We start from the raw sequence: 23,352 nt of genomic DNA on the forward strand, positions 1-23,352 counted from the left end.
TGTGGCGACAGATCAGCCGACGTGCTCGCCGAGGAACCCACGGACGTCGTCGATCTCGGCCTGGTCGATCCCGTGGGCGAGGCCCGGGTAGGTGCGCTCGGTGAGGGTCGTGTGCAGCGGCAACCACGCTGCGGCGCGCGCGACGGCCGGCGCGGCGATGACGCGGTCCTCGAGACCCCGTCCCCAGAACACCGCGGGTTTCGTCGCTGCCAGCATCTCGTCGCCGGGCTGCGGCGCACTCAGCACGAACCCGGCGAGGATGACCGGCGCCACGACCCGCTCGGGTCGCGTGCGCAGCAGCTGCGAGGCCATGAAGCCGCCCTGCGAGAAGCCGATGGGCACGATGCGAGCCTCGGCCGACACGTGCTCGTCGATCCAACCCCAGACGGCGTCCGTGGCACGGGCGATCGGCTCCGGGTCCGGGTTGCCCGGCGTCGTGATCTCGAACCAGGCCGCCCCGCCGTGACCCATCTCGAGCGGCGCGCGCAGCGACACCCAGGGCATCCCGAGCGCGAGCGGCCCGACGAGGCCGGTGAGGTCGTGCTCGTTCGAACCGTAGCCGTGGAGGAGCACCGCGACGACGGGAGCGGACGACGCGGCGTCGGCCCAGTCGACGGAGCGGACGTCGCGCAGTGCGGTGGTCATCGGGACAGCAGCTCCTCGGTCGACAGGTCGGGCAGGGCCACCGTCACGCGGGTCCCCCACGGGTCGGAGACGGTCACGGAACGACCGTCCGCGTCGAAGGGGATCGTGCGAGCGCGCAGCCTCGCGGCCAGCGTATCGAGGTTCGCGAGGTCGGGGACGGTGATCGACACGTCGCCGAGGCCGAGGGCGGCCGCGCGAGGTCCGGCGCCCTGGCTGTTCCAGACGTTCATCGCGATGTGGTGGTGGTACCCGCCGGCGGAGGCGAAGATCGCGCCGGGGTACTCGGTCTGCGTGGTCTCGAATCCGAGGGCGTCGACGTAGAAGGCTCGGGCGGTCTGGAGGTCGCCCACCTGCAGGTGCACATGCCCGACGGCACCGGCCAACGAGGGCCCGGCGCCGAGGGCGTCCTCCGTGAGATGACGCTGCAGGTAGGCGTTCGGGTCGAGGTAGGTGGTGGTCATGGCGATCTGGTCGCCCGAGCGCACCCAGCTGCTGCGCGGGCGGTCCGTGTACAGCTCGACGCCGTTCCCCTCCGGGTCGGTGAAGTAGAACGCCTCGCTCACGAAGTGGTCGCTCGACCCGACGAACTGTCCGCGGGGGTCCTGCGCGGCCCGATAGACCGTCGCCGAGAGGCTCGACTCGTCCTCGAACAGGAACGCCGTGTGGAACAGGCCGGCCTGCCGCCGGTCGACGGCCGGCAGGTCTGGCGTGTGCACGAGCCGCACGAGCGGGGTGTCGCCACGACCGAGCACCCGGTGCACCTCGCGGTCGCGGCTGCGCTCCTCGAGCGGCTCCATCGCGAAGGCGTTGGCGTAGTAGCCGGACATGAGGTCGAGGTCGCCGACGCGGAGCGTGACCGCGCCCATCGACGTCTCCGGGGCGAGCAGACGCTCGTCGAGCACAGCGGACATTCGGTCTCCGATCGGGTGATGGGGTCGGTACAGGCTACCCCGTTTACTTGTAGATGTAACCAATTGAGTGTCGCCGTATTCCGCGATCGGCCGACACGCCTGTCAAGCCCTTGTCTCGCGCGCGAGAGGGGTGTGGGCTGGAGGACCACAACGAGAAGAGTGCTCACATGACCGATGCCAGCAGCGCGGCCGACCGCAGACGGAGTCGCCGCGGACTTCCTCCCATGAAGACCCTCCTCACCGACCTCCGCGAGGACGTCGTCCGCCTCGTCACGGGCGAGATCGCCCTGTTCAAGGCGGAGATGACGAAGAAGGCCAAGGACCTCGGGATCGGCGCGGGCATGCTCGTCGTCGCCCTGGTGCTCGTGCTCTTCGGCTTCGGGACGCTCATCGCGGCAGCCGTCCTCGGACTCGCCACCGTGCTCCCCGCCTGGCTCGCCGCCCTCATCGTCGGCGTCGTCCTCATCCTCGTCGCCGGGATCCTGGCGCTCGTCGGCGTCAAGAAGCTCAAGGCCGGCGCGAAGCCCGTTCCCGAGCGCAGTGTCGAAGCCCTCACCGGCGACCACCTCGCGGAGCACCAGCAGCACGACTCGAAGCACGACACCAAGGAGGCCGCAGCATGAGCGACCAGGATCTCGCCCGCCCCACTCCCCCCGAGGGCGCCGGTCTGAACACCCTGCAGCTCGACGTCGAGCAGACGCGTGAGCACCTCGCGCAGACGCTCGACCTCCTCTTCCAGAAGTTCGACGTCCGCACCGCCGTGGCGTACCACCTGCGCACCACCGCCATCGTCGTCGCCTCGGTCGCGGTCGTCGGTGCCGGTGTCCTGCTGTGGCGTGCGAACCGAGGGCACCGTGTCTGAACCAACCAAGGAGGACCGTCTCGAGCGCAGCACGCCGGACGATCCGCGGAACCGCGATGCGGACCACGCGGAAGAGACGATGAACCCCCAGCGCGTCCCCCTCCCCTGGGGCTACGTCCTGAAGCGGACGCTGCACTCCTTCACCTCGAACCAGTGCACCGACCTCGCCGCGGGGCTCACCTACTTCGCGATCCTGTCGCTCTTCCCGGCGGTCCTGGCGCTCGTCTCGATCCTCGGCCTCTTCGGACAGAGCCGCAGCGGCACCGACGCCCTCCTCGAGATCGTCGGCAACCTCGCCCCGGGCGACAGCCTCGGCTTCCTGACCGACGCGGTGAACCAGTTCGTCGAGTCACCGGCGATCGGCTTCGCCCTCATCGCCGGTATCGCCGGTGCCGTGTGGTCGGCATCCGGCTACGTGGGCGGCTTCGGGCGCGCGCTCAACCGTATGTACGGGGTCGAGGAGGGTCGCAAGATCTGGTCCCTGCGTCCGACGCAGCTCGGCGTGACCCTCGTCGTCCTGCTCGTCATCTCGGTGATCGCCCTCGCACTCATCGTGTCCGGCCCGGTCGCGCAGGCCATCGGACAGGCGGTCGGTCTCGGTGAGACGGGCCTCACGGTCTGGTCGATCGCGAAGTGGCCGGTCATGGCCGCCGCGCTCGTCTTCGTCATCGCCGTGCTGTATTCAGCGACGCCGAACATCAAGCCGGAGAAGTTCCGTTGGATCAGCATCGGTGCGCTCACCGCACTCCTGATCCTGCTCTTCGCCTCGGTCGGGTTCGGCTTCTACATCGCCAACTTCAGCAACTACGACGCCACCTACGGCTCGCTCGCCGGCATCATCATCTTCCTGCTGTGGATCTGGATCGCGAACCTGGCACTGCTGTTCGGTGCCCAGCTCGACATCGAGATCCAGCGTGGCCGCCAGCTCGCCTCGGGTGTCGCCGCCGAGCAGGAGCTGCAGCTGCCCCTGCGGTCGGACGCCGCGATCAAGGCGCTCGCCGACCGCGACGCGAAGGACGCCCTCGAGGGCCGTCGCGTCCGACGTGCAGCGGACCGCACGGACTGACCCAAACAGCCCGCGAACTGTCAGAAACGGCTAGTCGGACGGTGGTCCGACTAGCCGCAACTGACAGTTCGCGGGCTGCTGTGGGGTGGGACGGGGTTACGGCGTGGGCATACCGCCGTTGACGTTCAGGGTCTCACCGAGCACGTAGCTCGACTCCGCCGACGCGAGGAACACGTAGGCGGGCGCGAGCTCGGCCGGCTGTCCCATGCGGCCGAGCGGGGTGTCCTCGCCGAACTCCGCGATCTTGTCCTGCGGCTGACCGTCCGACACCTGGAGCGGCGTCCAGATCGGGCCGGGCGCGACCGCGTTGACGCGGATGCCCTTGGGCGCGAGCTGCTGCGCCAGTGCCTTCGTGAAGGCGTTGATGGTCGCCTTGGTCGACGCGTAGTCCACGAGGATGTCGGAGGGCGAGTACGCCTGGATCGACGTCGTGTTGATGATCGACGAGCCGGCCGGGAGGTGCGGGAGCGCGGCCTTCGAGAGCCAGAACATCGCGTAGACGTTGGTCTTGAAGGTGTCGTCGAACTGCTCGTCCGTGAGGGTGGTGAGGTCCTCGTTGAACGTCTGCTTGCCGCCGTTGTTCACGAGGATGTCGAGGCCGCCGAGGCCCTCGACCGCGCGCTCCACGAGGTCGCGGCAGTAGGCCGGGTCGCGGAGGTCGCCGGGCAGGGTGAGCACGGTCGCACCGGCGTCCTGCAGGATGCCGGCGATGCGCTGCGCGTCCTCCTCCTCCTCGGGAAGGTAGGACAGCGCGACGGACGCGCCCTCGCGGGCGAAGGCGATCGCGGTGGCCGCGCCGATGCCGGAGTCGCCACCGGTGATGAGCGCCTTGCGGCCGGTGAGCCTGCCGGAGCCGCGGTAGCTCTTCTCGCCGAGGTCGGCCTTCGGGTCGAGCTCGGCGTCCAGTCCGGGCTCGGGCTGGTGCTGCTTCTCGGCGGTGATGTGGGCGTAGAGCTTCGCCGGGTCGGTGAAGGTGTACTGGTCGTTGGCCATGGTGATGGTCCTCTCGTTCAGTGTTCGGTCGTGGTCGGACAGGTCGGAATGGTTCAGGTCAGATGCGGTCGGTCGCAGGGTCGGGCACCGAGGTCGATCGGCGTCCGTAGGAATTGACGGGTCGGCCGGTCGCGAGTCCGTCGAATCGGAAGATGCCGCCGCTGAGCGGTGCATCCACCAGGTCCGCCTCGGTGAGGTTCTCGCGGGCCGTCCCGACGAAGAGCGTCGTGAGCTCGGGCCCGCCGAAGGCCACCGACGTGACGCCCGGGGCCGGCACGCTCAGCTCGTCCTCGACGGTGCCGTCCGGGCTCCACCGGAGCACGCGACCACCGCCGTTGACGCCGTTCCAGAATCGACCGTCGGTGTCGAGCGCGAGGCCGTCGGAGTCGTAGCCGACGAGGAAGGGCTCCAGCGGCCCGAGTCGGTCGTCTTCTCCCGTGCTCGCCCGGTAGACCGTCTTCACGGTGGTGTCGGTCACGTACACGGTACGACCGTCGTCGGACCACTCGAAGCCGTTGGTGACGCCGAAGCCGCCGAGGAGCGTGCGGAGTCCGGTGTCGTCGAGCAGGTACAGGGCGGCATTCGGTTCGCCGGTGGTGACGTCCATGGAGCCGACGAGGAACCGGCCGAACGGGTCGACCTTCGCCTCGTTACTGCGCAGGCCGGCGTGGACGTGGTCGAGCTTCGCCAGGGTCTCGGCGATGAGCCCGTCGTCGTCGAGGGTGACGATGCGGTCACCGAGTGCGGCGATGTAGCCGCCCGCGGCACGCGGCTGCACGGCGCTCAGCGGCGGTGGGAGTTCGGTGACGCGGTCGTCACTGCCGTCGACGGCTCCGTCGATCGGACCACGATGGAGCGTGCCCGCGGTGATGTCGACCCAGACGACCTCGTCGGTGCGGGCGTCCCACCAGATGCTCTCGACGAGGATCGCGGGGGTGTCTCGGAAGACCTGTGGGTGAACATCCATTGCCTCCACGGTACGGACCCGGACGGGTGTCCCTGCGGGGCTTGCTTTCCCAGCATCGGGCGGGTACCCGCGTGCGTGCCCTTCGACACTTCGACAGGCTCAGTGCGGCGCAGCTCAGGGACCGGGGACGTCAATCCTCCTCGGTGAGCTCCTTGATCGTGAGGGCCGCGTTGATGAGCGCGAGGTGGCTCAGCGCCTGCGGCAGGTTGCCCCAGTGCGCGCCGTCGGCCGGGTCGATCATCTCGGCGAGGATCCCGACGTCGTTGGTCATGCCGACGAGCTCGTCCATGGCCGCGATCGCCTCCTCGTGACGACCGACGCAGGCGAGCGCGGAGGCCCGCCAGAACGCACAGGCGACGAAGGTGTACTCCTCCTGCTGCACGCCCGAGTACCGGTACAGCAGCGCCCCCTCGCCGAGTTCGGCCGTCAGCGCGTCGATCGTCGAGGACATCCGGTCACCGCGGTCGAACCCGCTCATCGCGTGCAGCAGCACGGAGGCGTCGAGGTCGTCGCTCCCGGGGAACATGACGTACGCCCCGCGTTCCTCGTTCCACCCGTGCTCGTCGATCCATTCCCGGATGCGGGTCTGCTCGGTGCGCCAGCGGTCGGCACTGCCGGCGACCTGCCCGAGCTCCGCCAGGTGCACCGCATCACCGAGCGCCTGCCAGCACCCCATCTTCGACGACACGTAGTGCTCCTCCTGGGGCAGTTCCCACATGCCGGCGTCGCGGTTCCGCCACAGGTCGCAGGTGCGGTCGGCGACCTCGGCGAGGAGACGGCCGGTCTCGACGTCGAGGACGTTGCCGGCGTCGACGTAGGTGCGGCAGATCGCGAAGAGGTCGCCGTAGACGCCGAGCTGCAGCTGCCCCTGAGCCGGGTTCCCGCTGACCACCGGACCGATGCCGCGCCAGCCGGCGACGTCGTGCTCGACCACACCATCGGGCACGCCGCCCTCGAGGCCGTAGAAGATGTGCAGCTCCGGTCCGTTCTCGCGGATGGTGCGCAGCAGCCACGACACGGCGGCGTGCGTCTCCTCGCGGAGGCCGAAGCGGACGAGGGCGTGCGCGGTGTACGCGAGGTCGCGCACCCAGGCGAAGCGGTAGTCCCAGTTCTTGGCCCCGCGCGGGTTCTCCGGGAGCGAGGTGGTCGCCGCGGCCGCGATGGCACCGGTGGGGCTGAAGATCAGGAGTTTGAGGGCGAGGGCACTGCGCTGCACCTGATCCGCCCAGGGGCCTTCGTAGGAGAAGGCCCGGGACCAGGCGCGCCAGTTGTCGATCGTCCGGTCGATACCCACGTCCACGTTCGCCGGGACCGGCAGATGGATCGGCTCACCGTGGGTGGCGACGATGATCAGCAGGTGACGGGAGTTCTCGGTCGTCGTGAAGCGACCGGAGAGCTCCGTCGGCATGGCCCCGTCGACCTCGACCGCCTCCGGCCCGTACTCGTCGCCGACGACCGCGATCGTCGTCGCGCCGGAGCGGATGATGGGGCCGCGCGTGCTGTCCTCGATCCAGGGCGAGGCCGTCCCCAGTGCGGTCCCGGGCCGGACGCGCCAGGTGAACTCGACACTGCCCGACACCCCGTCGATCCGGCGCGCGAGTTCCGCCCAAGGCAGGCGACCCGCGATGCCCGTGACGAGTGCGTCCGTGATCGTCGCACGCCCGTGCTCGGTCGTGAAGGTCGTGCGCAAGACGTTGGTGCCGGACACGTAGCGTCGCGTGACGGTGTACTCGCCGACCGGCTCGAGCTCGATGCACCCGCCGGAGTCGTCGTCGAGCAGCCGGGCGAACACCGGCATGGAGCCGAGGTCGGGGATCGGCAGCCAGTCGACCTGGCCACGGAGTCCGATGAGGGCGACGGTGCGGCCGTCCCCGATCGGTGCGTACGAACGGAGATCCTCGCCAGCTGCGGTCATGCGATTCACCCTACGAGCCGCACCTCCGAATCGCCGGGGCTGGCGGCCCCGCCACGCGGCTGCTAGCGCGGGACGCCGGGTGCCGGGCGGGCGTCAACCCCTGGAGGCGGATCGCTCGGATCGGCTTGGGTGGACGGACCGCAACCACAGCATGCTGGCACGCACAGCAGCACGGATCCACAGCAGCACAGGGAGGAACACCATGAACCAGCCCGCTCAGCAGCAGCAGCCGCCCGGGACCGAGGGAGCGCTCACGCCGCAGGCCGACCACGGCGAGACCGGCTACCGGGGTTCGGGCAAGCTCGAGGGCAAGGTCGCCATCATCACCGGTGGCGACAGCGGTATCGGCAAGGCCGTCGCGATCGCCTACGCCCGCGAAGGGGCGGATGTCGTCGTCAGCTACCTCGATGAAGACGAGGACGCGGCCGACACGGTCCGCTGGGTCGAGGAGGCCGGCCGGACCGCCCTCAGCATCGGTGGTGACCTCACGAGCCCAGAGCACTGCCGCGAGATCGTCCGCGCGACGGTCGAACGCTTCGGGAAGGTCGACATCCTGGTGAGCAACGCCGCGTACCAGATGACCCGGGAGAGCCTGGCCGAGATCCCGGACGAGGAGTGGGACCACACGCTCGCCACGAACCTGAGCGCGTTCTTCCACTTGAGCAAGGCGGCCGTCCCCCACATGGCTCCGGGCTCCTCGATCATCGCGACGAGCTCGGTGCAGGCCGACTCGCCGTCGCCGCAGCTCATGCCCTACGCCATGACCAAGGCGGGTCTCGCGAGCATGACCGCGTCGCTCGCGCAGATGCTCGGTGGTGACGGGATCCGCGTGAACGCCGTCGCCCCCGGTCCGATCTGGACGCCCCTGATCCCGTCGACGATGCCGCCGGAGACGGTCGAGTCGTTCGGGACGGACACCCCGCTCGGGCGTCCGGGCCAGCCTGCCGAGGTCGCTCCGCCCTACGTGCTGCTCGCCTCGGACGAGGGGAGCTACATCTCGGGCGCCGTCATCGCGGTGACCGGCGGCAAGCCGATCCTCTGAGGACCGGGCGCGCCGGGCGCCGCTCAGGCGTCCGGCGACCGCTCCGAGCGTTCGATCTCGGCGTGGATGCGACGCAGCGCGAACAGCAGGTTCTCGCCACCCGCATCCTCCGCCGGGTCGGCGTCGTCCGACTCCCGACCGGCCGCACCGTTCGCGCCCGCGTGGGCCGAGCGCACCGCCCGACGCAGCATCGTCAGCGCCTGGTCGGAGGCACGCAGCGCATCGGAGAGACGCTCGTCGTCGATCGCCGCCTCGACGAGGTCGGCCGAGGCGTCGATCGCATCGGCGAGCGCACTCCGGACGCCCTCGTCGAGGTCGACCGGCACCGGGATCCCCCAGAGCGCCGCACGCAGGGCGTCACCGATCTCCACGACCACCGGCGCGATCCGCTCGAGGGCGGCGAGCGCCCCCTCATCCCCGCGGAAGTCGTGCCGGTTCCACCGCGTGCGCGGATTGGCCCGGCGGCTCTCCGCGGCGTCTTTCATCAGCCCGCGCGCGGCGTCGACGTCGTGCCGGATGGCGAGCAGCGAGCTGTCCCAAGACGGCGGGTCGTCCGGGGTCGGTGCCGACTCGGATCGGAGGGTGTCCGACATGCTCCGGAGCGCACCGACCATCCGTGACCTCGCGGCCGAGATCCCGGCTGCCGACTCGCGGACGAACAACGGCGGCATGATGAGCAGGTTCACGAGGAGCCCGACGAGCACGCCGAGGGCCATCTGCACGAGGTAGCCGACCGAGAAGTCGTTGGCGTTCGCTCCGCCGATGATGATGACGAACAGCGCCGCGATGGGGACGTAGTCACGGCCCTGTCCGAGCCCCGGCAGGCCGGCGAGCAGCGTGCCGAGCCCCACCGACAGCGAGACGGACACCCAGCCGAGCGCGGGCGAAATGATGAGCAGCCACGCGAGTCCGATGCCGAGGCCCAGACCGATGAGGGTCTGCAGGCTCGAGCGCACCGAGTCCATGAGCGTCGGCGTGAGGCTCACGAGGGCGCCGAGCGGGGCGTAGTAGGAGAAGTCGCCGAGCTCGCCCGGGAGCAGGCTGCCGAGGAACCAGGCCGCGGTGGCCGCGATGGCCACCTTCAGCGCGAGCATGAGGCGCCACGGGCGCAGCGCGGGCATGATCCACGCGCCGACCCGTTGCTTCGGTGTGCGGATGCTCCCCGTCGGGGTCTCGCGCCCGGTCACCTCATCACCGCTCATCACAGCCGCCATGCTGGTCTGGCCCTGTCGAAGCGTCAACCCCCACGCGCCGATCAGCTCGGCGGCCTAGCGTTGGTCTGGTCATCTCCGATGGCGACACCCAGGAAGGAAGCGAACATGACGAACGCATCTGCATCATCCTCACGTCCCGACGCGGAAGAGATCCCCGACGGTTCGGGCTCCGACGGTTCCGAGCCGAACGACGGCGAGGACACGGCGTCGGGTGGCGGCGCCGACGACAAGTAGTCGTCGCCGGCCCTTGGTCGTCGACGAACGACCGGGCGGCGCTGCCGACGACGCGTGGTCGTCGGGCGCCGCCCAGGGTCACCGCCTGCAGGTCAACGACTGCGGGTCGCCGTCCGGTTCTCCGCGCTGATCATCCACGCGAACTGCTCCAGCTGCTGGATGATCGCGTGGAGGATGTCCGCGCTCGTCGGGTCCTCATCGTCGACGTCGTCGTGGACCCGACGCATCGTGCCGACGACCGCCTCGAGTCGGACGGTGATCAGGTCGATCGTCTCCGAGGTGTCGATCTCGCCCTGCGGGTACTCGGGCAGTGTCGTGGTCTCGGCGACGATGTCGCTGCGGCCGTCCGGCACGGCGTGCAGGGCACGCATGCGCTCCGCGACGGTGTCGCTGAACTCGCGCGCGGCGTCGATGATCTCGTCGAGCTGCAGGTGCGTGTCGCGGAAGTTGCGTCCGATGACGTTCCAGTGCGCCTGCTTGCCCTGGATCGACAGCTCGATGAGGTCGACGAGGACGGCCTGCATGTTGGCGTCGAGTTCCTTCGACGCGACGAAGCCCTTCTCGGCGTTCTGCCGACGGGTGGGCTTCGGCCCGGATCCTCCGGGAGCCGATCGGGTCGTGCTCTCGGTCTTGCTGGTCTTTTCTGCTGTTGCCATGGTTGGCACCTCCTGCACGGCAGGTTACGCACCGTACCTGTCGATCCCGGGGCCCTTGACATCGACGCCGAAGCGTCCCATCCGTGCCCGCGCGGCCGCCAGCTGGGTTTTCGGAGCCGAGAGTCTTAAGGTGAAGCAACACACAGCGCAGAGCGATACCGCATGACGCACGACGAGGAGAGCACGGCCCGCCATGGGAAAACTGATCTACGGTTCTGAGGTCTCGATCACCTTCGAGGACCGGCTGCTTGCGCACCTGCAGTTCGTGATCGGTGCGAAGCTCCGCCGGAACGAGGCCTTCTACTTCGGTTGGAAGGACGACCCGCGGGCGGGCGACGGGCGCAGCGTCATCTGGATCCACCCCTCGGTGCCATTGCGTTTCAAGTACTCGGGCAGTGTCCCGATCGACCTCAACCGCGCGTGGATCGACGCGCTGAACGTCACGGCGAACTCCGCCCACGGCCTCTCGGTCATCGCGGAGCCCGCTCCGAGCCGGACAGGACAAGTCGCATGAGCCGCATGGAGATCGTCTACCAGGGACTTCCGTACTCGATCGCCGTCGAGGATCCGGACGAGTTCCGCGCCGAGGTGCTCGACAGCATCTCCGCCGGACAGTTCCGGTGGCTGCAGGTCGACCGCGGTGAGGGTCAGCTGGAGCCCATCACCATCTTGATCGGCCCCGGGATCGGCATCGCGATGGGCACACCGGACGGTCCTTCCCAGGACACCCCGTCCTCGGCACTCCCCCAGGGACAGGACCCCGACCTGCTGTCCTGACCGCCTCGCCAGCGGAAGCTGGCATAGCGCAGCCGACACCTGGAAATCAACAGTTCAGAGCGACGATTTCAAGTTTCCTACACTTGTTCGGCGGACATTGAAGTGGGTCTCCAGGCTGGCCGCTCGACATCGGCGCATCTCGCCGTGTCGATCGTCGGAGGCCCGAAGAAGGGCACAGCACATGGGCGCGATCGTATACGGCACGGGCGAGAACCGGTTCCACCTCGAAGACCGGATGCTGGCTCACGTCAAGACCATCACCCTCATGAAGCTCCGCCGGAACGAGTCGTTCTCGGTGACCCTGCGCGACACCTCGACGGAGCGCGGCCGCGTCACGCTCTGGCTGCACCCGTCGATCCCGCTGCAGTTCAGCTTCGACTCGGACGAGACGTTCGAGATGGACCGTCCCCTGCTTGAAGACCTCATGCACGGTGCGAACGGCGGCGAGGTCACGGTTCGCCCAGAGGCGAGCGAACTGGCCTGACCCGCCGCCCGGGCGGGTCTCGGATCGTTCACCGTCGAACGAGCCATCGTGACCCGCTGCCCGCGGGAGCTGTACGAGACTGGATGGGACTCGTGCGGCTCCCGCGACGACTCTCCGCGAGCGGAAGGGCCCGGACGCCTCAGGCGCCGACGGTGAACCGGACCGCTCGGAGCGCGGAGGCCCGCGATGAGCCGCCGACGCGCAGTTCGAACTCGCCCTCCTCGACCACCCGTCGCCCGCGAGCATCGACGATCGCGCAGTCGGCGACGGGCAGGGAGATCTCGACCCGCGCCGTCTCCGCCGGCTCGACGGCGACCTGACGGAACGTCTTCAGTTCCTGGTCCGCCCAGCTGACCGAGGTGACGAGGTCGCTCACGTAGACCTGGACGGTCTCGAGGACCGGACGGTTCCCCGTGTTGCGGACCTCGACGACGGCGCGCACGGTGTCGCCGACGTCGTACCGGTCCTGGTCGAGGGTGACGGCACCGTACTCGACGCCCGAGTAGGACAGCCCGTCGCCGAACGCGAACGCGGGCTCCTGGGTGAGGTCGGCGTAGCGGTCACCGTGCTGGCCGCGGATCTGGTTGTAGTAGGTCGGCTGCTGGCCGGCGTGCCGCGCGAAAGAGATCGGCAGGCGACCGGTCGGCTCGATGAGACCGAGCAGGAGTTCCGCGATCGCGCGCCCACCCTGCATGCCCGGGCTCGCCGCCCACACGATCGCGTCGGCGTGCAGCGCGGACGGCGGCAGGACGAGCGGCTTCGAGGCGAGCAGGACCACGACGAGCGGCTTCCCGGTGGCCGCCAGGGCGTCGAGCAGTGCCACCTGTCCGCCGATGAGTTCGAGCGTCGCGGTGGAGCGGCCCTCCCCCACGAGCTCGATGCGGTCACCCACGACGGCGACGACCACGTCGGCGTCCTGGGCCAGCGCGACGGCTTCCGCGATGAGCGCATCGTCGGGTTCCGCGGGCGTGACGAGCGGTGGACGCGGCTGGCCGTCGGGGAAGGTCGCGCCCGCTGGATCGGGCGAGAGCGTGAGGATGTCGGCTCCGAACGCGGTCGTGACCGTGCTCCCGGCGGGTGCGACCGCACGCAGGCCGTCGACCACGGTGGTGATCATCTCGCGCGGCTGGCCGTCGGGCAGCCAACCGGCCTGGCCGGAGTTGCCCGCCCAGTCGCCGAGCTGCATCTGCGCGTCGTCCGCGAGCGGACCCACGACGGCGATGCGCTGCGGCCCGGCCTCCGGCGTCACGATCGCCCTGCCTGCCTCGTCCGCCCGGTAGCCGCCGGCGAGCGGCAGCACGCCCTCGTTGCGGAGCAGGACGAGCGAGCGACGCGCGGTCTCGAGGTTGAGTCCGGTGTGCTCCGGCGAGCCGATCACCGCGAGCTGCTCCGCGGCGTCCGGGTGCCGCGGGCGCTCGAACAGGCCGAGCGCGAACTTCAGGGTGAGGATGCGACGGACCGCCCGGTCGAGGTCGGCCTCCTCGAGCAGCCCGCGCTCGAGCGCCTCCAGGGCACCTTCGAAGAAGCCGGGCGTGGTCATCACCATGTCGTTGCCGGCGCGGATCGCGGCAGCCGAGGCGTGCACGTAGTCCGGGCTGACGTGCTGCTCCCACACCATGCGGCCCACGTTGTCCCAGTCGGTGATGAGCGTCCCCTCGTACCCCCACTCACCGCGCAGGACGTCGTTGAGCAGCCACTCGTTGACCGTGATCGGCACCCCGTCGATCGACTGGTAGCCGAGCATGAAGCTGGCGCAGCCCTCGCGGGCGACCCGCTCGAACGGCGGGAGGAACCATGACCGCAGCTTGCGCGGGGAGATGTCGGCCTCGCTCGCGTCGCGCCCGCCCTGCGTCTCGGAGTAGCCGGCGAAGTGCTTGGCCGTCGCGAGGATGGCGGTCGGGTCGGACAGGCCGTCGCCCTGGTAGCCGCGCACCATCGCGGAGGCCAGCTCACCGATGAGGAACGGGTCCTCACCGAAGGTCTCGCCGACACGTCCCCAGCGGAGGTCGCGCGCGATGCAGAGCACCGGCGAGAACGTCCAGTGGACACCCGTCGCAGCGACTTCGACGGCCGTGGCCCTGGCGACCCGTTCGAGCAGCCCCGCGTCCCAGCTCGCGGCCATGGCCAGTTGCGTGGGGAAGATCGTCGCGCCGAGGTGGAAGGAGTGACCGTGGATGCAGTCCTCCCCCACGATCAGCGGGATCCGCAGTCGCGTCCGCCCGACGAGTTCATGGGCGACCGCGAGGCGCTCCGGTGACGCGTGCAGGATCGAGCCGACGTGGGTCTCGAGCACGTGCGCCTCGATGTCGTCGCGGGCGTCGAGCTGCATCATCTGCCCGACCTTCTCGCGGACGGTCATCCGCTCGACGAGGTCGTCGACGCGGGCCGCGATCGGCAGCGCGGGGTCGAGGTAGCGGGCGTCCTCGAGGTGGCGGGCGGTGTCGGTCTTCATCGTTCGGTGGCTCCAGCGCGTTCGGTGTGGGTCGTGTCGGTGATCGTGGACGCGCCGGTCGTCTCGGTCCGGACAGCGGTGACGCTCGCCCCGGGCTTGATGCCGCGCTTGCGGAGGGCCCTGGCGCGTTCACCCGCCGAGCGGAGTCTCGGGTTCACGTACTCGTCGATCCCGAAGTTGATGAGCGACAGCGCGACGCCGAGCAGGGCGATGCAGACACCGGCCGGCACATACCACCACCAGAAGTCGGGGAACGCGCCGTTCTGCTGCGCCCAGAACAGGATGGTGCCCCAGTTGAGGTTCGTGATGGGGATGACGCCGATGAACGCGAGCGTGGTGAGCCCGAGCACCGCAGCGGTGACCGTGCCGACGAAGCTCGAGGCGATGATGGCGGTGAGGTTCGGCAGCATCTCGACGGTGATGATCCGGAAGAGGGACTCCCCGTTCGCCTTCGCCGCCTGGATGAAGTCGCGGTTCCGCAGCGACATCGTCTGCGCGCGGAGCACCCGCCCGCCCCACGCCCACCCGGTGAGCGCCAGGACACCGGCGATGAGGAACAGGCTCGGGTTGTCGTACTGGGACGCCACGATGATCATCAGCGGGAGCCCCGGGATGACGAGGAAGACGTTCGTCAGCGCGGACAGCGACTCGCTCGTGAACCCCGAGACGTACCCGGCGGTGACCCCGATGGCGACGGCGATGATCGTCGCGAAGATCCCGGCCAGGAAGCCGACGAGGAGCACGCCCCTGGTGCCGTAGATCAGCTGGCTCAGGACGTCCTCACCCATGTGCGTCGTGCCGAGCAGGTGCGCGGCCGACGGAGCCTGGCGCAGCGCGGTGAAGTCCTTCTCGAGCGGGCCGTACGGCGCGATGAGGTCGCCGAAGACCGCGACGAGGACGAAGAACCCGAGGATGCAGAGCCCCGCGATCGACTTGCCGTTCCGGAACATCGCGAACGACGACGCGAACCGGGCGGCGAACGAGCGACCAGCGGGCGTCGGCTTGGGCGCCTCGGCGGTGGCGAGGGCCTCGGTGGTGGGGATGGTCATGTCAGGACTCCATCTGGCGGGTGCGGGGGTCGAGCACCGCGTAGGCGACGTCGGCCAGGATGTTCGCGACGAGGACGGTGAGCGTGATGACGAGGAAGAGCCCCTGCATGAGCGGGTAGTCCTTCGCCGTCGTGGCGTCGAGCAGCAGCTTGCCGACGCCCGGGTAGGAGAAGACCATCTCCATGACGATCGTGCCGCCGACGATGAAGCCGAGCGACAGGGCGAAGCTCGACAGCTGCGGCAGCATCGCGTTGCGTGCGGCGTAGTCGACGAGCACCCGCCGGGTCGGCAGTCCCTTCGCCTGGGCGACGGTCACGTAGTCCTCGTCGAGGACGGTGACCATCATGTTGCGCATGCCGAGGATCCAGCCGCCGAGCGAGGCGAGCACGATCGTCGCCGCCGGCAGGAAGCCGTGCGCGATCACCTGCCCGAAGAAGTCGAGCGAGAACTCGGGCCTCGACCCCTTGCCGTAGGCGTGGGAGGCGGGGAACCAGCCGAGCAGGGTGGAGAACACCGCGATCGCGATGAGGCCCATCCAGAAGTACGGCACCGTCGAGAAGAAGGTGGACAGCGGGACGATGAAGTCCGCCTTGCTGCCGCGTCGCCATCCGATGAGGGCGCCGATCGACGTGCCGAGGACGAACGACAGGATCGTCGCGATCCCGACGAGACCAACGGTCCACGGGAGGGCGGCGGCGATCACGTCGGTGACGGGCGCGAGGCCCTTCGAGAAGGACCGTCCGAGGTCGCCCGAGAAGAGGAGCCGCCAGTAGTCGAGGTACTGCTCGAGCATCGACCTGTCGGCGTCGAGTCCGAACAGGGTGCGGAGCGAGTCCGCCGCCTCGGGGCTGATGCGGCCCTGGTTCTTCGCGATGTACGCCGAGACCGGGTCGCCCTTGAGCATCCGTGGCAGGAAGAAGTTGATCGTGATCGCGGCCCACGCGGTGAACGCGTAGAAGGCGGCGCGACGGAGGAAGAAGGTCATGCGATGGTCTCCGTTCCCGCGAAGTGGCGGTCGGGGTCGGGCGACGCGTTGCGGAGGGCGAGCGTGTAGGGGTGCTGCGGGCGGAGGATCACATCGTCGGCCGGGCCCCGCTCGACCACCTCGCCGTGGTGCAGGACCATGATCTCGTCGCTGAAGTGCCGCGCGGTCGCGAGGTCGTGCGTGATGTAGAGCACGCCGAGTTGCGACTCGCGCTGCAGCTCGGCCAGGAGGTTGAGGACACCCAGCCGGATGGAGACGTCGAGCATCGAGACGGGCTCGTCGGCGATGAGGAGGGACGGACGCGACGCGAGCGCACGGGCGATGGCGACCCGCTGGCGCTGACCGCCGGACAGTTCGTGGGGCCGACGGTCGATCGTGCCGGCCGGATCGAGCTGCACGCGCTCGAGGAGGCGGTGCACCTCGTCCTCCACCTCGGCCTCGGGGACGACGTGGTCGAGGCGCAGCGGTCGCTCCAGATGGTGACGGATCGTGTGCGACGGGTTCAGCGAGGCGAACGGGTCCTGGAAGACCATGCGGACCTGCTGGCGGTAGCGGCGGAGTGCACGACCACGACGCGGGATCGCCTTGCCGTCGAGCAGGATGTCGCCGCTCGTCGCCCGTTCCAGCTGGGTGAGGATCTTCGCGATGGTCGACTTGCCACTGCCGGACTGTCCGACGAGGGCGAGCGTCTGGCCGGACCGCAGGGTGAAGCTGACGTCGTCGAGCGCGAGCATGTGACCGGAGCCACGGACCCGGTAGCGCTTCGAGACGTGCGAGAACTCGAGGGTGGTCATGCGGTCACTCCTGCCTGGGTGGCCGACGTGGCGGCACCGGTCCCGCGGACGAAGTCGCCGCGCTCGCCGGTGAGGCTCGGGAAGGACGCGAGCAGCTTGCGCGTGTACGGGTCCTTCGCCTGTCGGTAGATGCGTTCCGCCGTGTCGATCTCGACGAGCCGGCCGGCACGCATGACGGCGATGCGGTCGGAGATCTCGAGGAGCAGCGGGAGGTCGTGGGTGATGAAGATGACCGAGAAGCCGAATTCGGTGCGGAGCTCGGAGATCTGTTGGAGGATCTCGCGCTGCACGAGCACGTCGAGTGCGGTGGTCGGCTCGTCCATGATCATCAGCTGCGGCTTCAGGGCGAGCGCCATCGCGATCATGACCCGCTGACGCATGCCGCCGGAGAGCTCGTGCGGGTAGGACTTCAGGCGGTCGCGGCCGACCCCGACGATGTCGAGCAGCTTGCCCGCCTCCTCGCGGCGTTCGGCTCGCGACAAACCCCGGCGGTGCGTGGTGAAGACGTCGTCGAGCTGCCGCCCGATCGAGGTGACCGGGTTGAGGGCGTTCATCGCGCCCTGGAACACCATGGAGGCCTTGTCCCAGCGGAACGCGCGCATCTCTTCCTCGCCCAGCCGGCCGAGGTCGATGTCCTCGCCGGACTCGTCGTGGAAGACGGCGGTCCCACCCGTGATGACCGCCGGTGGTTTGAGGAGCCGTTGCAGGCCGTAGGCGAGGGTGGTCTTGCCGCAGCCGGACTCGCCGGCCAGGCCGAGGATCTCGCCGCGGCGGAGGGTGAGCGAGACGTCGCGCACGGCTTCGACGGGTGGTTCCACGTCGTAGGTGACGCTGAAGGAGGACACCGTCAGCAGGTCGTCGTTGGTCACTGCATGAGTCCGTTCTGTGCTGATGAAGAGCGGTGCCGGACCGTCAGCAGGTCGTCGTTGGTCACTGCATGAGTCCGTTCTGTGCTGATCGCGGTGCATGCCGTTGCGCATGCGGGAGGTGACGGGCGGGGCGGATGAGCGCCCCGCCCGTCGGTGTGGTGCCCGTGTCTACTTCGCGGCTTTGAGCTGCGTGAGGATGTAGACCGCGGTCGGCTGCGTCGGGTCGGCGGGCGCGTAGGGGTCGTCCTCGCTCGGCCATCCGGTGTAGTTCCGCGTGTTGTACGAACCGATGAACGGGCGCGTGCCGATCGGCATGGCCGGGACGTCGGAGACGAAGAGCTTCTGCACGGTCTCGAGGGCGGCTGCGCGTGTGGCGTCGTCCGTCGCGTTGGCGTAGGCGGCGAGCGCCGCGGTGGCCTCCGGGCTGTCGTACCGACCGAAGTTGAAGTCGGCCGCCTCACCCTCGGCGACGAGCCAGCGGCCGTCCATGATGTCGGAGTACAGGTCGTACGGCGTCGCGCCGGTGTCGGTCCAGTGCAGGATCGCCTGGAAGTCGCCGTCCGACTTCGCCGCCCACCAGGTGTCCTGGTCGGGGGTGTCGACCGTGGCGGTGACGCCCAGCGTCTTGACCGAGTCGGCGATGAGGCTGATGCCGGTCACGTAGTCGTTCCAGCCCTGCGGCACCGACAGCGTGAAGGTGACGGCCTCGCCGGACGGGTCGGTGAGGACGTCGTCCTCCCAGGTGTAGCCGGCGTCGGTCAGGACCTGCTTGGCGGCCTTCGCGTCGACGGTGTAGTCCTCGCCCTCGAACTCGGAGGCGATGAACGCGTCGCCCGCCGGGGTCGGGAGACCGGTCACCGAGCTGAGCTCGGGGACGCCGCCCTCACGGGCGATCTGCTGGTGCTGCTCGCGGTCGATGACGAGGTTCACCGCCTGGCGGAACGCGGGGTCGTTGAACGGCTTCGTCTGCGTGTTCACGAACATCGCGTCGACGGCGAGACCGGCGGCCGCCCAGTAGACGTTGTGCTCCTTGTCCTTGTCGAGGTACGCGGACTGCACGTTCGGGATGAAGGCCTGCGCCCAGTCGGCGTCGCCGTTCGCGAGGGCGGTGGTGAGGGCCGTGTTGTCGTTGTACGACACGTAGTAGAGCGTCGGCACGGCCGGCTGCTCACCCCAGTAGTCGTCGCGGGCGGAGAGTTCGACGCTCTCGGTGCTGAAGCTCGTCAGCGTGTACGGACCGGTGCCGACGGGCTCCGGGTTCTCGAAGGTGGCGGGGTCGTCGACGGACTCCCACACGTGCTTCGGGACGATCTGCTTGAGGAGCACCTTGTCCTGCTTCACGAACATGGGGTTCGTGAACGACAGGGTGACGGTGTCGCCCTCGGTCGCGACCGAGGTGAGGCCGAGGGCCGAGTTGTCGAGCTCCGGGTGGTCGATGAACTGCTGGAAGGTGAACGCGATGTCGTCGGCGCTGAACGCCTCGCCGTCGTTCCAGGTGACGCCCTCGCGAGCGGTCAGCGCGACGGAGGTGTAGTCGTCGGACCAGGCGATCTCGGAGGCGAGCCACGGCTTCACCTCGGCGCTCGGGTCGACGAGGTTGACGATCGCGAGCGGCTCCAGGATCGCGTTGATGTAGCCGAGCTTCATCGCGGACGAGTCGCCGACGTAGGGGTTGTTGGATTCGGTGGCGATCGAGCCGTCCGGCTTCGCGATCGTCAGGGCGGCGCCGCTCTCGGGGCCGTCGCTCGACCCGCCGCCACCGGTGCATCCGGTGAGCAGCAGGGCTGTGGCCGCGAACGCGGCCAGCAGTGGGGTTCTCAGCTTCATCGCTTTCTCCTCTTGGGTGTGCGCTGCGGCAGTGCGGCGCAAGTCGGGATTCGGTGATAACTTACTGACCATTCAGTAAGTTGGCAAGCGCGGTAGTGTCGGGCGCATCGAGGCCCCCGCGGAACGGACACCATGAGCACGGTGAAACGACAGAACACGGCGAAACGACCGGCCCAGCCACGCCCGGCGACCGTGGCGAGGCGAGCCGAGGTCGTCCGCTCGGCGCTCGACGTCTTCGGCGCCAAGGGGTACGCGAACGGAACCCTCATCGACATCGCCGAGCTCGTCGACATGACGCCGGCGGGCATCCTGCACCACTTCGGGTCGAAGGACCAGCTCCTCCTCGAGGTACTCAGCTACCGCGACGCGACGGACGTCCAGGACCTCGACGACCAGCACATCCCCGGCGGCATCGACCTGTTCAAGCACCTGATCCGCACCGCCGCCGCGAACGCGCAGCGCGCCGGGATCGTGCAGGCGTTCGTCGTCCTGTCGGCGGAGTCGGTGACGGAGGACCACCCGGCCAGGCACTACTTCGACGACCGCTACCGGACCCTGCGGCGTGAGATCGCGGAAGCGTTCGAGGTGGTGTGCGCCGAGCGGGGCGTGGATGCGCCCGAGACGATCCACCGTGCGGCGGCGTCGATCCTGGCGGTCATGGACGGCCTGCAGGTGCAGTGGCTCATCGACCCTGCGGACGTCGACCTCGCCGAGACGAGCGAGTACGCGATCCGGGTCATCGTCGAGTCGGTGCTCGGGCCGGGCGCGCTGGACGGCTGAGTCGCCCGAATCGGTCCGTTTTCCGGCCGTTTTCGAGCGCTTCCGGGCAACTGAGTGGGCCGAGCAGGATTCGAGAAGCGCCGTGGGGCTCGCAGGGCTACCGTGAGAGGCGGACCACAGCCCCGGGCGGAAGGACACCGACATGGCCGAGAAGCAGTCGAGCACGAAGAGCGGATTCAGCGCCGAGGAACGCGCGGCGATGAAGGAGCGCGCCAAGGAGCTGAAGGCGGCCGCGAGTCGCGAGGAGGCTCTGCAGGCCGTCGTCGAGGCGATCGCCGACATGGAGGACGCCGACCGCGCGATCGCCGAGCCGTTGCACGAGCTGATCATGGGCGGCGACTCCGGCCTCGCGGCCAAGACCTGGTACGGCATGCCCGCCTACGTCGGTGCCGACGGCAAGGCGGTCGTGTTCTTCCAGGCGGCGGCGAAGTTCAAGGCGCGCTACGCGACCATCGGGTTCAACGACTCCGCGAAGCTCGACGACGGCGACCTGTGGCCGACCGCGTTCGGGGTCACCGCGTGGAACGACGCCGTCGCGAAGCGCGTCGCGGACCTGCTCACCCGGGCCGTCTGACCCCGTCCGGCCGCTGGGCCGGTCGCTCGTCGAGTGCCCTACTCCGGTCCCTGACCCTGCAGAAGGCCCCGCGGACCCGCGAATCGGGCGCCCTTGCCCCGGTCCCTGAGCCTGTCGAAGGGCACACGAGCAACCTCCCGCTCCGGTGATCCCGTCCCGGTCCCTGAGCCTGTCGAAGGGCACACGAGGGACCCTCCCGCTCCGGTGATCCCGTCCCGGTCCCTGAGCCTGTCGAAGGGCCCACGGAAGACTCCCCTAATCCGGGTGCCCTTCCTCCGGCCCCTGACCCAGTCGAAGGGCCCACGACCTCGACAATCCGGCGGACCCCTTCCGGCCCCTGAGCCTGTCGAAGGGCCCACGAGGGACCTCCTGCTCAGGTGATCTTCTCCCGGTCCCTGAGCCTGTCGAAGGGCACACGGAAGACTCCCCTAATCCGGGTGCCCTTCCTCCGGCCCCTGACCCAGTCGAAGGGCACACGACCTCGACAATCCGGCGGACCCCTTCCGGCCCCTGAGCCTGTCGAAGGGCACACGAGGAACCCCAGGAATCCGGCGCCCTTCCACCGGTCCCTGACCCTGTCGAAGGGCCCACGGAATACCCCGCCAATCCGGCCAACCTCCCCCGGTCCCTGAGCTTGTCGAAGGGTCCACGAGCACCTTCCACAACTATGCCAACTCAGCATCTGGAATGTCAGTGGTCCATGGTGGACTTGTTCCATGACCGAGACCACCGCCTCCGCAGTTCGAGCTGGTGACGAGTACGCCGCGCAGTTGGCGGAGTTCTCGGATGCCTTCGCGGACATCCACCGCCGCCGCGCGGCTCTGGACGCCGAGGAGGCCCGGCTCCTCGCCCGCTCTGCCGCCTACGCGGACGCCTTCGCCGACGCCACGGTCCCGGCGATCTTCCCGCCGGCCGAGCGCCTTGCGCTCTCCCGCCGCTCCACCTGCGCGGCCCTCGCCATGGCGACCCGAACGCCTGAGCAGACGGTCCAGCGGGCGACGAACGACGCGGAACGCCTCGTCAATGAAGCCCCAGCAGTGCTCGAGTCGCTCGAGGCCGGGCGCATCTCGGCGCGGCACGCGCAGACGATCATCGACCAACTCAGTGACGTGCCGACCGCAGGGCGGGCAGCGTTCCTCGCGGAAGTCCTGCCGGTCGCCGAGCAGACGACCAACGCGAACCTCCGCAAGCGCGCCCGCACGCTCCGCGAGCGACTCCACCCCGAGTCCATCACCGCACGCGCCCGGCGGTCGGAGGCCGACCGCCGGGTCGAGTTCGAGCCCGCAGCCGATGGCATGGCGTGGGTGCACCTCTTCACCACCGCCCCGATCGCCCAGGGGCTCGTCGAGCGGGTCGAAGCAGCGGCGGCGAAGTCGCGAGCAGCAGGAGATACGCGCACCTGCGCACAACTGCAGGCCGACGCCCTAGCGGCGCTCGCGCTCATCGGCGTCACCCCGGAAGACGTCATGTCGAGCCCGGTCCTCCCGCAGCCCATCGAGGTGCAGGAGCACATCAAGCCGACCGTGCAGATCACCGTCCCGGCGCTCACCATGGCCGGCGTCTCCGACGCACCCGGCATGCTCGACGGCTACGGTCCGATCGACCCCGAGACCGCCGCCCGTATCGCGGTGAACGCCCCCAGCTTCACCCGGATCCTCGTCCAACCGGAAACGGGTGCGGTCCTCTCCGTCGGGCGGAACCAGTACCGGGTCCCGGCCGACCTCCAGCGGGCGGTCCGGCTGCGGGACGGCACTTGTCGGGCACCGGGCTGCGGCAGACGGGCCAGAGCGTGTGATCTCGATCATTCGGTCGCGTGGGAGGACGGCGGGACGACAGGTGTCGGCAATCTTGCCTGCCTGTGTCGACATCACCACCGCATGAAACACCTGCCCGGGTGGAACCTCGACCACGGGCCCGGCGGGGTCCTCGACTGGACGACACCCGACGGGAAACACCACCGGACCGAACCCGATCCCGCGCCGTTCTGAGCGTGTCCACGTGTCGAAGGGTTCCTCGTGGGCACTTCGACAAGCTCAGTGACCGGGACCGGTGTGCCCGGAACGATGGGGCGTGCTCGTGGGCACTTCGACAGGCTCAGTGACCGGCAGAAGTGTGCCCGAACCATTTCGGTCCCTGAGCCTGTCGAAGGGCAGCCAAGCCGCGCAACCTCGGTCAACGGAAGAGGTTCACCCGGATGCACCCGGTCCCGGAGCCTGTCGAGGGGTCCTTCGTGGGCACTTCGACAAGCTCAGTGAC

General features: G+C 69.4%; 24 protein-coding genes. 11 read left to right on the top strand and 13 right to left on the bottom strand.

Annotated features, from left to right (window positions below):
- Nucleotides 1-12 precede the first annotated feature (12 nt).
- Both ACZZZB_RS07275 and ACZZZB_RS07280 read right to left on the bottom strand, forming a co-directional pair.
- Nucleotides 13-645, bottom strand: a complete 633-nt coding sequence (locus tag ACZZZB_RS07275) for an alpha/beta hydrolase (protein ID WP_191940339.1) — start codon at nt 643-645, stop codon at nt 13-15.
- Nucleotides 642-1,556 (bottom strand): VOC family protein, encoded by a 915-nt coding sequence (locus tag ACZZZB_RS07280; RefSeq protein ID WP_079704870.1) that lies wholly within the window; start codon nt 1,554-1,556, stop codon nt 642-644. Before ACZZZB_RS07280 ends, ACZZZB_RS07275 begins: the two co-directional genes overlap by 4 nt.
- Before the next feature lie 167 nt (nt 1,557-1,723).
- On the opposite strand from ACZZZB_RS07280, the gene ACZZZB_RS07285 reads away from it, so the two are divergent.
- From ACZZZB_RS07285 to ACZZZB_RS07295, 3 genes are read left to right on the top strand one after another with little or no spacing between them, the layout of a single operon-like run.
- Complete coding sequence (locus ACZZZB_RS07285) at nt 1,724-2,179, top strand: phage holin family protein (RefSeq protein ID WP_071261765.1); 456 nt, start codon at nt 1,724-1,726, stop codon at nt 2,177-2,179.
- Entirely contained in the window at nt 2,176-2,418 is a 243-nt protein-coding gene (locus ACZZZB_RS07290) for a DUF3618 domain-containing protein (protein ID WP_064297084.1), read from the top strand. The genes ACZZZB_RS07285 and ACZZZB_RS07290 overlap by 4 nt, the downstream gene beginning before the upstream one ends.
- Nucleotides 2,411-3,484, top strand: a complete 1,074-nt coding sequence (locus tag ACZZZB_RS07295) for a YihY/virulence factor BrkB family protein (protein WP_240043967.1) — start codon at nt 2,411-2,413, stop codon at nt 3,482-3,484. Before ACZZZB_RS07290 ends, ACZZZB_RS07295 begins: the two co-directional genes overlap by 8 nt.
- Before the next feature lie 96 nt (nt 3,485-3,580).
- On the opposite strand, the gene ACZZZB_RS07300 is transcribed toward ACZZZB_RS07295, so the two are convergent.
- From ACZZZB_RS07300 to ACZZZB_RS07310, 3 genes are all read right to left on the bottom strand, one after another.
- Nucleotides 3,581-4,477 (bottom strand): SDR family oxidoreductase, encoded by an 897-nt coding sequence (locus ACZZZB_RS07300; RefSeq protein WP_192004391.1) that lies wholly within the window; start codon nt 4,475-4,477, stop codon nt 3,581-3,583.
- Between the two features lie 58 nt (nt 4,478-4,535).
- Nucleotides 4,536-5,444, bottom strand: coding sequence for an SMP-30/gluconolactonase/LRE family protein (locus tag ACZZZB_RS07305; RefSeq protein ID WP_463529305.1), 909 nt, complete (start codon nt 5,442-5,444; stop codon nt 4,536-4,538).
- Nucleotides 5,445-5,574: 130 nt separating this feature from the next.
- Nucleotides 5,575-7,359 carry a glycoside hydrolase family 15 protein gene (locus tag ACZZZB_RS07310; RefSeq protein ID WP_463529306.1) on the bottom strand — a complete coding sequence of 595 codons (1,785 nt, stop codon included), beginning with the start codon at nt 7,357-7,359 and terminating at the stop codon, nt 5,575-5,577.
- 202 nt (nt 7,360-7,561) lie between these two features.
- Here ACZZZB_RS07310 and ACZZZB_RS07315 point away from each other — a divergent pair, with 202 nt between their 5' ends.
- Complete coding sequence (locus tag ACZZZB_RS07315; protein WP_229939522.1) at nt 7,562-8,401, top strand: SDR family oxidoreductase; 840 nt, start codon at nt 7,562-7,564, stop codon at nt 8,399-8,401.
- Nucleotides 8,402-8,424: 23 nt separating this feature from the next.
- Here ACZZZB_RS07315 and ACZZZB_RS07320 read toward each other — a convergent pair whose 3' ends face one another.
- Nucleotides 8,425-9,603, bottom strand: a complete 1,179-nt coding sequence (locus ACZZZB_RS07320; RefSeq protein WP_463529307.1) for an aromatic acid exporter family protein — start codon at nt 9,601-9,603, stop codon at nt 8,425-8,427.
- A gap of 117 nt (nt 9,604-9,720) precedes the next feature.
- On the opposite strand from ACZZZB_RS07320, the gene ACZZZB_RS07325 reads away from it, so the two are divergent.
- Nucleotides 9,721-9,849 carry a hypothetical protein gene (locus tag ACZZZB_RS07325; RefSeq protein ID WP_255467562.1) on the top strand — a complete coding sequence of 43 codons (129 nt, stop codon included), beginning with the start codon at nt 9,721-9,723 and terminating at the stop codon, nt 9,847-9,849.
- 92 nt (nt 9,850-9,941) lie between these two features.
- On the opposite strand, the gene ACZZZB_RS07330 is transcribed toward ACZZZB_RS07325, so the two are convergent.
- Nucleotides 9,942-10,505: a Dps family protein gene (locus ACZZZB_RS07330; protein ID WP_086472957.1), complete on the bottom strand. Its 564-nt coding sequence runs from the start codon at nt 10,503-10,505 to the stop codon at nt 9,942-9,944.
- A gap of 193 nt (nt 10,506-10,698) precedes the next feature.
- On the opposite strand from ACZZZB_RS07330, the gene ACZZZB_RS07335 reads away from it, so the two are divergent.
- The 3 genes from ACZZZB_RS07335 (at nt 10,699) to ACZZZB_RS07345 (ending at nt 11,766) form a co-directional block, all read left to right on the top strand.
- Nucleotides 10,699-11,019, top strand: a complete 321-nt coding sequence (locus tag ACZZZB_RS07335; protein ID WP_064297077.1) for a DUF7882 family protein — start codon at nt 10,699-10,701, stop codon at nt 11,017-11,019.
- Entirely contained in the window at nt 11,016-11,282 is a 267-nt protein-coding gene (locus tag ACZZZB_RS07340) for a hypothetical protein (RefSeq protein ID WP_086472956.1), read from the top strand. The genes ACZZZB_RS07335 and ACZZZB_RS07340 overlap by 4 nt, the downstream gene beginning before the upstream one ends.
- A gap of 181 nt (nt 11,283-11,463) precedes the next feature.
- A complete protein-coding gene (locus tag ACZZZB_RS07345; protein WP_079704859.1) occupies nt 11,464-11,766 on the top strand; it encodes a DUF7882 family protein in 303 nt (100 codons plus the stop codon).
- A gap of 139 nt (nt 11,767-11,905) precedes the next feature.
- Here ACZZZB_RS07345 and ACZZZB_RS07350 read toward each other — a convergent pair whose 3' ends face one another.
- From ACZZZB_RS07350 to ACZZZB_RS07375, 6 genes are all read right to left on the bottom strand, one after another.
- Nucleotides 11,906-14,218: an exo-beta-d-1,3/1,6-glucosidase gene (locus ACZZZB_RS07350; RefSeq protein ID WP_463529308.1), complete on the bottom strand. Its 2,313-nt coding sequence runs from the start codon at nt 14,216-14,218 to the stop codon at nt 11,906-11,908.
- Nucleotides 14,215-15,267: an ABC transporter permease gene (locus tag ACZZZB_RS07355; protein WP_463529309.1), complete on the bottom strand. Its 1,053-nt coding sequence runs from the start codon at nt 15,265-15,267 to the stop codon at nt 14,215-14,217. Before ACZZZB_RS07355 ends, ACZZZB_RS07350 begins: the two co-directional genes overlap by 4 nt.
- Before the next feature lies 1 nt (nt 15,268).
- Nucleotides 15,269-16,252 carry an ABC transporter permease gene (locus ACZZZB_RS07360; protein WP_194643585.1) on the bottom strand — a complete coding sequence of 328 codons (984 nt, stop codon included), beginning with the start codon at nt 16,250-16,252 and terminating at the stop codon, nt 15,269-15,271.
- Entirely contained in the window at nt 16,249-17,046 is a 798-nt protein-coding gene (locus ACZZZB_RS07365) for an ABC transporter ATP-binding protein (RefSeq protein WP_056009243.1), read from the bottom strand. Before ACZZZB_RS07365 ends, ACZZZB_RS07360 begins: the two co-directional genes overlap by 4 nt.
- Nucleotides 17,043-17,915 carry an ATP-binding cassette domain-containing protein gene (locus ACZZZB_RS07370; RefSeq protein WP_191940331.1) on the bottom strand — a complete coding sequence of 291 codons (873 nt, stop codon included), beginning with the start codon at nt 17,913-17,915 and terminating at the stop codon, nt 17,043-17,045. Before ACZZZB_RS07370 ends, ACZZZB_RS07365 begins: the two co-directional genes overlap by 4 nt.
- A 168-nt stretch (nt 17,916-18,083) precedes the next feature.
- Nucleotides 18,084-19,742, bottom strand: a complete 1,659-nt coding sequence (locus tag ACZZZB_RS07375; protein WP_229939518.1) for an ABC transporter substrate-binding protein — start codon at nt 19,740-19,742, stop codon at nt 18,084-18,086.
- A 132-nt stretch (nt 19,743-19,874) separates the two neighbouring features.
- Here ACZZZB_RS07375 and ACZZZB_RS07380 point away from each other — a divergent pair, with 132 nt between their 5' ends.
- The 3 genes from ACZZZB_RS07380 to ACZZZB_RS07390 all read left to right on the top strand — a co-directional run bounded on the left by ACZZZB_RS07380 (nt 19,875) and on the right by ACZZZB_RS07390 (nt 23,084).
- Nucleotides 19,875-20,522 carry a TetR/AcrR family transcriptional regulator gene (locus ACZZZB_RS07380; RefSeq protein WP_079704852.1) on the top strand — a complete coding sequence of 216 codons (648 nt, stop codon included), beginning with the start codon at nt 19,875-19,877 and terminating at the stop codon, nt 20,520-20,522.
- Nucleotides 20,523-20,664: 142 nt separating this feature from the next.
- Nucleotides 20,665-21,096 (top strand): hypothetical protein, encoded by a 432-nt coding sequence (locus tag ACZZZB_RS07385; protein ID WP_463529310.1) that lies wholly within the window; start codon nt 20,665-20,667, stop codon nt 21,094-21,096.
- A gap of 716 nt (nt 21,097-21,812) precedes the next feature.
- Nucleotides 21,813-23,084 carry an HNH endonuclease signature motif containing protein gene (locus ACZZZB_RS07390; protein WP_463529311.1) on the top strand — a complete coding sequence of 424 codons (1,272 nt, stop codon included), beginning with the start codon at nt 21,813-21,815 and terminating at the stop codon, nt 23,082-23,084.
- Nucleotides 23,085-23,352 lie beyond the last annotated feature (268 nt).

It is taken from the genome of Plantibacter sp. AC185 (assembly GCF_979258065.1).

What these genes read in the sequence shown, in the direction of transcription:
- ACZZZB_RS07275 (WP_191940339.1), bottom strand. Translation starts at nt 645, where the DNA reads ATGACCACCGCACTGCGCGACGTCCGCTCCGTCGACTGGGCCGACGCC.
- ACZZZB_RS07280 (WP_079704870.1), bottom strand. Translation starts at nt 1,556, where the DNA reads ATGTCCGCTGTGCTCGACGAGCGTCTGCTCGCCCCGGAGACGTCGATG.
- ACZZZB_RS07285 (WP_071261765.1), top strand. Translation starts at nt 1,724, where the DNA reads ATGACCGATGCCAGCAGCGCGGCCGACCGCAGACGGAGTCGCCGCGGA.
- ACZZZB_RS07290 (WP_064297084.1), top strand. Translation starts at nt 2,176, where the DNA reads ATGAGCGACCAGGATCTCGCCCGCCCCACTCCCCCCGAGGGCGCCGGT.
- ACZZZB_RS07300 (WP_192004391.1), bottom strand. Translation starts at nt 4,477, where the DNA reads ATGGCCAACGACCAGTACACCTTCACCGACCCGGCGAAGCTCTACGCC.
- ACZZZB_RS07305 (WP_463529305.1), bottom strand. Translation starts at nt 5,444, where the DNA reads ATGGATGTTCACCCACAGGTCTTCCGAGACACCCCCGCGATCCTCGTC.
- ACZZZB_RS07310 (WP_463529306.1), bottom strand. Translation starts at nt 7,359, where the DNA reads ATGACCGCAGCTGGCGAGGATCTCCGTTCGTACGCACCGATCGGGGAC.
- ACZZZB_RS07315 (WP_229939522.1), top strand. Translation starts at nt 7,562, where the DNA reads ATGAACCAGCCCGCTCAGCAGCAGCAGCCGCCCGGGACCGAGGGAGCG.
- ACZZZB_RS07320 (WP_463529307.1), bottom strand. Translation starts at nt 9,603, where the DNA reads ATGAGCGGTGATGAGGTGACCGGGCGCGAGACCCCGACGGGGAGCATC.
- ACZZZB_RS07325 (WP_255467562.1), top strand. Translation starts at nt 9,721, where the DNA reads ATGACGAACGCATCTGCATCATCCTCACGTCCCGACGCGGAAGAGATC.
- ACZZZB_RS07330 (WP_086472957.1), bottom strand. Translation starts at nt 10,505, where the DNA reads ATGGCAACAGCAGAAAAGACCAGCAAGACCGAGAGCACGACCCGATCG.
- ACZZZB_RS07335 (WP_064297077.1), top strand. Translation starts at nt 10,699, where the DNA reads ATGGGAAAACTGATCTACGGTTCTGAGGTCTCGATCACCTTCGAGGAC.
- ACZZZB_RS07340 (WP_086472956.1), top strand. Translation starts at nt 11,016, where the DNA reads ATGAGCCGCATGGAGATCGTCTACCAGGGACTTCCGTACTCGATCGCC.
- ACZZZB_RS07345 (WP_079704859.1), top strand. Translation starts at nt 11,464, where the DNA reads ATGGGCGCGATCGTATACGGCACGGGCGAGAACCGGTTCCACCTCGAA.
- ACZZZB_RS07350 (WP_463529308.1), bottom strand. Translation starts at nt 14,218, where the DNA reads ATGAAGACCGACACCGCCCGCCACCTCGAGGACGCCCGCTACCTCGAC.
- ACZZZB_RS07355 (WP_463529309.1), bottom strand. Translation starts at nt 15,267, where the DNA reads ATGACCATCCCCACCACCGAGGCCCTCGCCACCGCCGAGGCGCCCAAG.
- ACZZZB_RS07360 (WP_194643585.1), bottom strand. Translation starts at nt 16,252, where the DNA reads ATGACCTTCTTCCTCCGTCGCGCCGCCTTCTACGCGTTCACCGCGTGG.
- ACZZZB_RS07365 (WP_056009243.1), bottom strand. Translation starts at nt 17,046, where the DNA reads ATGACCACCCTCGAGTTCTCGCACGTCTCGAAGCGCTACCGGGTCCGT.
- ACZZZB_RS07375 (WP_229939518.1), bottom strand. Translation starts at nt 19,742, where the DNA reads ATGAAGCTGAGAACCCCACTGCTGGCCGCGTTCGCGGCCACAGCCCTG.
- ACZZZB_RS07380 (WP_079704852.1), top strand. Translation starts at nt 19,875, where the DNA reads ATGAGCACGGTGAAACGACAGAACACGGCGAAACGACCGGCCCAGCCA.
- ACZZZB_RS07385 (WP_463529310.1), top strand. Translation starts at nt 20,665, where the DNA reads ATGGCCGAGAAGCAGTCGAGCACGAAGAGCGGATTCAGCGCCGAGGAA.
- ACZZZB_RS07390 (WP_463529311.1), top strand. Translation starts at nt 21,813, where the DNA reads ATGACCGAGACCACCGCCTCCGCAGTTCGAGCTGGTGACGAGTACGCC.